This is a genomic window from Microbacterium sp. zg.Y909, assembly GCF_024626565.1.
The window spans coordinates 1-7712 of record NZ_JANJFJ010000110.1; the positions used below are offsets into that span (position 1 = coordinate 1).

Below are 7712 nucleotides of genomic sequence, written 5' to 3' on the forward strand. Positions count from 1 at the left end.
GGCACACGCACCACCGGCGTGATGGGATACGCGGCCACGGCCTGCAGCTGAGCGAGCACCGATCCGAGCCCGTTGGGCGAGTGCTCCATGTCGATGAGCAGCCAGTCCAGCCCTGACCCGGCGCAGATCTCCGCCACCATCGGCGACCCCGAGCACACCCACATGCCGGCGAGAGGGCGGGATGCCGCGGCGAGATCATGACGGAACGTCGGTGTCAGACGAAGTGGCATGTGATGACTCCCATCGGTCCGTAGTCGCAGCTCACGGTGTCGCCTCGCCCGACCCACACGGGCCGGGTGAAGGATCCCGCCAGGATGATCTCGCCGACCTCGAGCCGTGCGCCGTGCTGGTGCAGCTTGTTCGCGAGCCAGGCCACACCCGCAGCCGGGTGGCCGAGCACGCCGGCGGCGACCCCTGTCTCCTCGATCTCGCTGTTGCGTGAGAGTACGCCCGGCACCCAGCGCAGGTCGATCTCGTCCGGACGCTTCCGGGTGCTGCCGAGCACCATGGCGCCGTAGGCGGCGTTGTCGGCGATGGTGTCGACGATCGTGCGGCCCTCGAGCTCGATGTGGGAGTTGAGGATCTCCAACGCGGGCACCGCGTAGTCGATCGCGCGCAGCGCATCGTCGAGGGTGCAGTCGGGGCCCTCGAGCGGCTCTTTGAGCACGAAAGCCAGTTCCACCTCGACGCGCACGTTCGAGAAGTGGTCGACGGGGATCTCGGCGCCGTCGGCGTAGACCGTGTCGTCGAACATGACGCCGTAGTCGGGCTCCGAGATCCCCGTGGCCTGCTGCATCGCCTTGGAGGTGAGCCCGATCTTGCGCCCCATCAGCCGGCGCCCGGCGGCGAGGTTCTTGTCGCGCCACACGCCCTGGATCGCGTAGGAGTCCTCGACGGTCGCCTCGGGGTGGCGCGCGGTGATGCGGCGGATCACCCCGTGGGTGCGGTCGGCCTCAGCCAGCTCGGTGGCGATCGCCGCGATCGTGTCGGGGGGCAGCATCGGTGTCTCCTTCGGTCTGGTCAGCGTACGAGACGAAACGTGGTTCCGACCGGGGGTCAGAGCTGGTGGCCCAGCTTGCGTTCGCCGTCGCCGGGGCGCGTGTACGAGAACCCGTCGGCGCCGATCGTCACGGCCATCTCGCTGCTGTCGGTGCGCGCGACCACGGGCTGCGGATTGCCGTCGAGGTCGAGCACGAGGGAGGCCTCGGTGTACCAGGACGGCACGACCGGGTTCCCCCACCAGTCGCGGCGCTGGTTGTCGTGCACGTCCCAGGTGATCACCGGGTTGTCGGGGTCGCCGGTGTAGTAGTCCTGCGTGTAGATCTCCACGCGGTGCCCGTCGGGGTCGCGCAGGTACAGGTAGAACGCGTTGGAGACGCCGTGGCGGCCGGGACCGCGCTCGATGGCATCCGATCGGCGGAGGGCTCCGAGCTTGTCGCAGATCGCGAGGATGTTGTGCTTCTCGTGCGTCGCGAACGCCACGTGGTGCATACGGGGGCCGTCGCCGCCGGTCATGGCGGTGTCGTGCACGGTCGGCTTGCGGCGCATCCACGCGGCGTACACGGTGCCCTCGTCGTCCTGGATGTCCTCCGTCACGCGGAAGCCGAGGTCCTGCATGAACTTCACGGCACGGGGGACGTCGGGGGTCACCTGGTTGAAGTGGTCCAGGCGCACCAGCTCACCGGGGGTGTGCAGGTCGTAGCGCCAGGCGAGGCGCTCGACGTGCTCGGTCTGGAAGAAGAACTCGTAGGGGAAGCCCAGCGGGTCCTCCACGCGCACGGCGTCGCCGATGCCCTTGACGAAGCCCTCGGGGCGGCGCTCGACGCGGCATCCGAGCTCGGTGTAGAACGCGACCGCCTTGTCGAGGTCCTCCGCCGACCGCACGCGGTACGAGAACGCGGCGACCGCGGCGACGTCGCCCTTGCGCAGCACCAGGTTGTGGTGGATGAACTCCTCCGTCGAGCGGAGGTAGATCGCGTCGTCGTCCTCCTCGGTCACGTACAGCCCGAGCACGTCGACGTAGAACTCGCGGGATGCCGCGAGGTCGGTCACCACGAGCTCCATGTAGGCGCAGCGCAGGATGTCCGGGGCCGGAACCGACGGGGTCGGCACCGGGTCGTCGGTGTGGATGGGGGCTTCCTGGGAGACGTAGAACCCCGAGGAGGTCAGGGTCATGTCGTCGCGGTGGGTCATGTCAGCGTCCTTGCTATCCGGGCGGAGTGGGTCAGTTCTTGCCGAAGGTGGGGTTGTGCACCGCGCCGAGGGTGATGTGCACGGCCTGCTGGTCGGTGTAGAAGTCGATCGAGCGGTAGCCGCCCTCGTGGCCGAGGCCGGAGGCCTTGACGCCGCCGAAGGGCGTCCGCAGGTCCCGCACGTTGTTGGAGTTCAGCCACACCATGCCCGCGTCGACCGCCTGCGAGAAGTTGTGGGCGCGCTTGAGGTCGTTGGTCCACACGTAGGCGGCCAGGCCGTACTTGGTGTCGTTGGCCAGCGCCAGCGCCTCCTCGTCGGTGTCGAACGGGGTGATCGCGACGACGGGTCCGAAGATCTCCTCCTGGAAGATGCGGGCCTCGGGCGCCACGTCGGCGAAGACGGTGGGGGCGACGAAGTTGCCGAAGGCGAAATCCTCCGGCTGGCCGCCGCCGGCGACCAGGCGCCCCTCGGTCTTGCCGATCTCGATGTAGCCCATGACTTTCTCGAAGTGCTCGGGGTGCACGAGCGCTCCGACCTCGGTGGCCGGGTCGTGCGGGTAGCCGACCTTCACGCGGCGGGCCTGGGCGGCGTAGCGCTCGACGAACTCGTCGTAGATGTCGCGCTGCACGAGGATGCGGCTGCCTGCGGTGCAGCGCTCGCCGTTGAGGGAGAAGACGCCGAAGATCGTGGCATCCACCGCAGCGTCGAGGTCGGCGTCGGCGAAGACGACCGCCGGCGACTTGCCGCCGAGCTCCATCGACAGGCCCTTGAGGTAGGGCGCGGCGTTGCCGAAGATGATCTGCCCGGTGCGGCTCTCGCCCGTGAACGAGATGAGGGGCACGTCGGGGTGCTTGACCAGTGCGTCGCCGGCATCCTCGCCCAGGCCGTTGACGAGGTTGAACACGCCCTGCGGGAGCCCTGCCTCCTCGAAGATACCGGCCCACAGCGACGCCGACAGCGGGGTGAACTCGGCGGGCTTGAGCACGACGGTGTTGCCGGTGGCCAGCGCCGGGGCGAGCTTCCACGACTCGAGCATGAACGGGGTGTTCCACGGGGTGATGAGCCCGGCCACGCCGATCGGCTTGCGGTTGACGTAGTTGATCTGGCGTCCCGGCACCTTGAAGGTGTCGTCGGACTGCGCGACGATCAGGTCGGCGAAGAAGCGGAAGTTCTCGGCGGCGCGGCGGGCCTGGCCGAGGGCCTGCGTGATCGGCAGGCCGGAGTCGAAGGATTCCAGCTCCGCCAGTCGGGCATCGCGCGCCTCCACGAGGTCGGCGATGCGGTGGAGCACCCGCGAGCGCTCGCGGGGGAGCATCTTGGGCCACGGGCCCTCGGTGAACGCGCGCCGGGCGGCGGTGACGGCCAGGTCGATGTCGGCCTTCTTGCCGGCGGCGGCCGTGACGTAGACCTCGTTGGAGACCGGCTCGAGCACGTCGAAGGTGTCGCCGTCGACGGAGTCGGTGAACGCCCCGTCGATGTAGTGGCGGATGCGGTCGGGCAGATCGGCGGGGACGTGGCGCCGGTCCAGCGCGGGTGCGTCGGTCATGTCGGTTCCTCCAGGTCGTCGGAAAGGTCAGAACGCCGGGAGACGCAGGGTCTCGTCGGGGTGCTCGTGGATCATGTAGGCGTCGAGGGTCGTCGCCCGGTGCCGGCGGGCGGCCTGCTCGATCTCGCCCAGCGGGGCGGAGGTCTCGATGAGACGCAGGATCTCCTCGTGCTCGCGCACCGATTCCTGCGCGCGACCGGGGACGAAGGTGAAGGTCGAGTCGCGCAGGTGACCGAGCCTCGCCCACTCCGCCTGCACGAGTTCGAGCATGCGGGGGTTGGCGCACTTGGCGAAGAGGATCTCGTGGAAGCGCTGGTTCAGCGCGGTGAATGCCCGCGGCTCGAAGTCGGACAGGCGCCTCACCATCTGCTCGTTGACCGCGCGGGCCTCGCGGATGTCGGACTCGGTGATGGCGCGGGATGCCAGCGCGGTCGCCGTGCCCTCCAGTACGCTCAGCGCCTGCATGCTGTAGCGGTACTGGGAGTCGTCGACCATCGCCACGTGCGCGCCGACGTTGCGCTCGAAGGTCACCAGCCCTTCTGCTTCGAGCTGGCGAATGGCCTCGCGCACCGGCACGACGCTCATGTCGAGCTCGCTGGCGATGGAGCCGAGCACGAGACGGTAGCCGGGGGTGAACTCCTGGCCGGCGATGCGCTCCTTGATCCACTGGTAGGCCCGCTGGGACTTGCTGACGGCATCCATGTCAGGAGCCCGTCCGCTCGGCGTCGTATCGGGCGCGCCACTGCGCGTTCATCGGGAAGAGCCCGTCGATGGGGTGCCCCGCGGCGACCTGGGTGGCGACCCAGGCGTCTTCGTCCTCCTGCGCGAGCGCCGCGTCGGCGACCTCCTGCGCGATGGCGGGCGGGAGCACGATCACGCCGTCGGCGTCGCCGACGATGATGTCGCCGGGCAGCACAGTGGTGCCGCCGCAGGCGACGGCGACGTCGGTCTCCCACGGCACGTGCTTGCGGCCGAGGACGGCGGGGTGCGCGCCGGCGGAGTACACCGGGATGCCGACGGCGGCCACCGCCTCGGCGTCGCGGACGCCGCCGTCGGTGACGATGCCGGCCGCGCCGCGGGCGTGCGCGCGGATCGCGAGGATGTCGCCGAGGGTCCCGGACCCCGCTTCGCCGCGCGCCTCGATGACGATGACTTCGCCCTCGGCGACGGCGTCGAACGCCCGCTTCTGCGCGTTGTACCCGCCACCGTGCGCGGCGAAGAGGTCTTCGCGGCCCGGGACGAAGCGCAGTGTCTTGGCGATGCCGATGAGCTTGCGGTCGGGGTGGGTGGGACGCACGCCGTCGACGGTCACGTTGTTCAGGCCGCGCTTGCGCAGCTGCTGCGACAGGGCGGCGACGGGGATGCGTTCGAGCTTGCCGCGCAGTTCGGGGTCGAGGCCGCGGGCGGCAAGCCCCGCTTCCTCGCGAGAGCCCCACGCCTCTTCGCGCTGGGTGTCGTCGACGGCAGGCAGCGTGCCCAGCGCCGGGTCGAACGACACGGCGGGGCCGGCGACGACGGTCGTGGTGAGGCGGCCGGAGGTGGCTCCGGACTCGGGGTCATCCACCTCGACCTCCACGACGTCGCCCGGCTCGATCACCGACGAGCCGGCCGGCGTGCCCGTGAGGATGACATCGCCCGGCTCCAGGGTGAAGTGCTGGGACAGGTCGGCGACGAACTGGGCCAGCGGGAAGATGAGATCGGCCGTCGTCCCCTCCTGCCGCAGCTCGCCGTTGACCCAGGCGCGCACGCGCAGTCCCGTGGGGTCGACGGAGCGCGCGTCGATGAGGTCGCGGCCGATGGGGGTGAACCCGTCGCCGCCCTTGGAGCGCACATTCGAGCCCTTGTCTGCCTCGCGCAGGTCGTACAGGCCCAGGTCGTCGGCGGCGGTGACCCAGCCGACGTGCTCCCAGGCGCGGGCGAGGGGGACGCGACGGGCGGTGGTGCCGATGACGAGCGCGATCTCGGCCTCGAAGGCCAGCAGCTCGGTGCCCTGCGGTCGCTCCACCGTGCCACCGGATGCGGCGACGGAACTGGATGCCTTGAAGAAGTACGACGGGGCGGCCGGGCGGCGCCCGCGCTGAGCGGCGCGCGATTCATAGCTCAGGTGCACGGCGATGATCTTGCCGGGGCGGCCGGGAAGGCCGGCGAACCGGGGATCGGTGGTGGTGTCGATAGTCATGAGCTCCCTCGCCCTTGCGTCGTATTCGAAATCGTATATGATCATGCCACCGCCGGCAACCCCGGAGGACCCGACACAAGACAGAGCCGTCACCCCCTGGGAGTCACAACGATGAGTCACCCCACGCCCACCTCGGGCTTCACCCCTACCGGCACGATCGCCGTCGCGAAGGACCGCAGGAGGGTTGTCTTCGCCACGGTCGTCGGTACCACCGTCGAGTGGTACGACTTCTTCCTCTACGCCTCCGCCGCGGGCCTGATCTTCGGCCAGCTGTTCTTCGCCCCCGCCGGCGAGGAGTTCGCGCAGATCCTCTCTTTCATCACGGTGGGCATCAGCTTCCTGTTCCGCCCGCTCGGCGCCTTCCTCGCCGGGCACCTCGGTGACAAGTACGGTCGCCGCCTGGTACTGATGCTCACCCTCATGCTGATGGGCGTCGCGACCACTCTCGTCGGTCTGCTGCCGACGTATGCCGCGATCGGCATCGCCGCCCCCGCCCTGCTGATCTTCCTGCGCATCCTGCAGGGCATCTCCGCGGGTGGCGAATGGGGCGGCGCGGTGCTCATGGCCGTCGAGCACGCACCCAAGGGCAAGCGCAGCCTGTTCGGTGCCTCGCCGCAGATCGGCGTGCCGCTGGGTCTGCTGCTGGCCAGCGGCATGCTCGGCCTCATGGCCGTCATCGCTCCGGGGGACGCCTTCCTCGAGTGGGGCTGGCGCATTCCGTTCCTGCTGTCGTTCGTGCTGATCCTCATCGGCTACTACGTGCGCAAGAAGGTCGAGGAGAGCCCGGTGTTCACCGAGCTCGCCGAGCGCAAGGAGCAGACGCGCATGCCGATCGTGCAGCTGTTCCGCAAGCACGCGCTGCTCGTGATCATCGCTGCACTCGTCTTCGCCGGCAACAACGCCATCGGCTACATGACCACCGGTGGCTACATCCAGCGCTACGCGACCGACCCCGAGGGTCCGGTCGGTCTGCAGACCGCCGACGTGCTGGGCGCGGTGACGATCTCCGCCGTGTCGTGGCTCGTCTTCACCTGGATCGCCGGCTGGGCGGGCGACAAGATCGGCCGCCGCAACACGTACCTCGTCGGCTGGGGGCTGCAGCTCGCGGGCGTGTTGGCCCTGTTCCCGCTGGTGAACACCGGCAGCATCGAGCTGCTCACCCTGGGGCTCGTGCTCCTGACCGCCGGCCTCGGATTCACCTACGGGCCGCAGGCGGCGCTGTACGCCGAGCTGTTCCCGGCATCCATCCGGTTCTCGGGGGTGTCGATCTCGTACGCGATCGGCGCGATCCTCGGTGGTGCGTTCGCTCCGACGATCGCGCAGGCGCTCGTGCAGGCGACGGGGTCGACCGATGCCGTGACTTTCTACCTCGTCGGCATGACCCTGCTCGGGCTGGTGGCCACGTTGCTGCTGCGCGACCGCAGCGGCATTCCCCTCGGACCCGACCACGAGGAGGAGCAGGCCAAGAGCCCGATCTACGGGCTGTCGAGGGCCTGACCCGCTGATGCGGAGGGCCCGGATGCCGCAGCATCCGGGCCCTCCGTCGTCACCCGTCCAGGGCCTCGCGGATCGCGCCGGCCGAGCGTTGCAACCGCTGCGCGATGGTTGCGGGGTCGGCCTGGCCGCCCACATGCACGACGGCGATCGCCGCGGGGCGGGCCGGCGCGCGCAGTCGCAGCGGCACGGCCACCGACTGCACCGTCGGGATCACCTCGTCGGCGCTGATGGCGTAGCCGCGCTCGGCGGCGGCGGTGACCTGGTCGACGAGCGCCGCCGGCAGCGGCAGCGGCACCG

At 70.0% G+C, this 7712-nt stretch carries 7 protein-coding genes and 1 pseudogene; 1 reads left to right on the forward strand and 7 read right to left on the reverse strand.

What is annotated here, in order from left to right; translation table 11 throughout:
* The 6 genes from NQ160_RS10025 to NQ160_RS10050 form a co-directional block, all read right to left on the reverse strand.
* Positions 1 to 230 (reverse strand): aldolase/citrate lyase family protein (locus NQ160_RS10025; RefSeq protein WP_306853013.1); only part of this gene is annotated, 230 nt, incomplete at its 3' end.
* Positions 215 to 1000, reverse strand: a complete 786-nt coding sequence (locus tag NQ160_RS10030; protein WP_257515100.1) for a fumarylacetoacetate hydrolase family protein — start codon at positions 998 to 1000, stop codon at positions 215 to 217. The genes NQ160_RS10030 and NQ160_RS10025, both read right to left, overlap by 16 nt.
* A gap of 56 nt (positions 1001 to 1056) precedes the next feature.
* Positions 1057 to 2193 (reverse strand): 3,4-dihydroxyphenylacetate 2,3-dioxygenase, encoded by a 1137-nt coding sequence (hpaD, locus tag NQ160_RS10035; protein WP_257515101.1) that lies wholly within the window; start codon positions 2191 to 2193, stop codon positions 1057 to 1059.
* A gap of 31 nt (positions 2194 to 2224) precedes the next feature.
* Complete coding sequence (gene hpaE, locus NQ160_RS10040) at positions 2225 to 3739, reverse strand: 5-carboxymethyl-2-hydroxymuconate semialdehyde dehydrogenase (RefSeq protein WP_257515102.1); 1515 nt, start codon at positions 3737 to 3739, stop codon at positions 2225 to 2227.
* A 27-nt stretch (positions 3740 to 3766) separates the two neighbouring features.
* A complete protein-coding gene (locus NQ160_RS10045) occupies positions 3767 to 4441 on the reverse strand; it encodes a GntR family transcriptional regulator (protein WP_257515103.1) in 675 nt (224 codons plus the stop codon).
* Between the two features lies 1 nt (position 4442).
* A complete protein-coding gene (locus NQ160_RS10050) occupies positions 4443 to 5918 on the reverse strand; it encodes a fumarylacetoacetate hydrolase family protein (RefSeq protein WP_257515104.1) in 1476 nt (491 codons plus the stop codon).
* A 111-nt stretch (positions 5919 to 6029) separates the two neighbouring features.
* Between NQ160_RS10050 and NQ160_RS10055 the strand changes: the two genes are divergently transcribed.
* Positions 6030 to 7415, forward strand: a complete 1386-nt coding sequence (locus NQ160_RS10055; RefSeq protein WP_257515105.1) for an MFS transporter — start codon at positions 6030 to 6032, stop codon at positions 7413 to 7415.
* Positions 7416 to 7464: 49 nt separating this feature from the next.
* On the opposite strand, the pseudogene NQ160_RS10060 reads toward NQ160_RS10055, so the two are convergent.
* Positions 7465 to 7712: pseudogene (locus NQ160_RS10060) on the reverse strand (ArsR family transcriptional regulator); the annotation flags it as partial.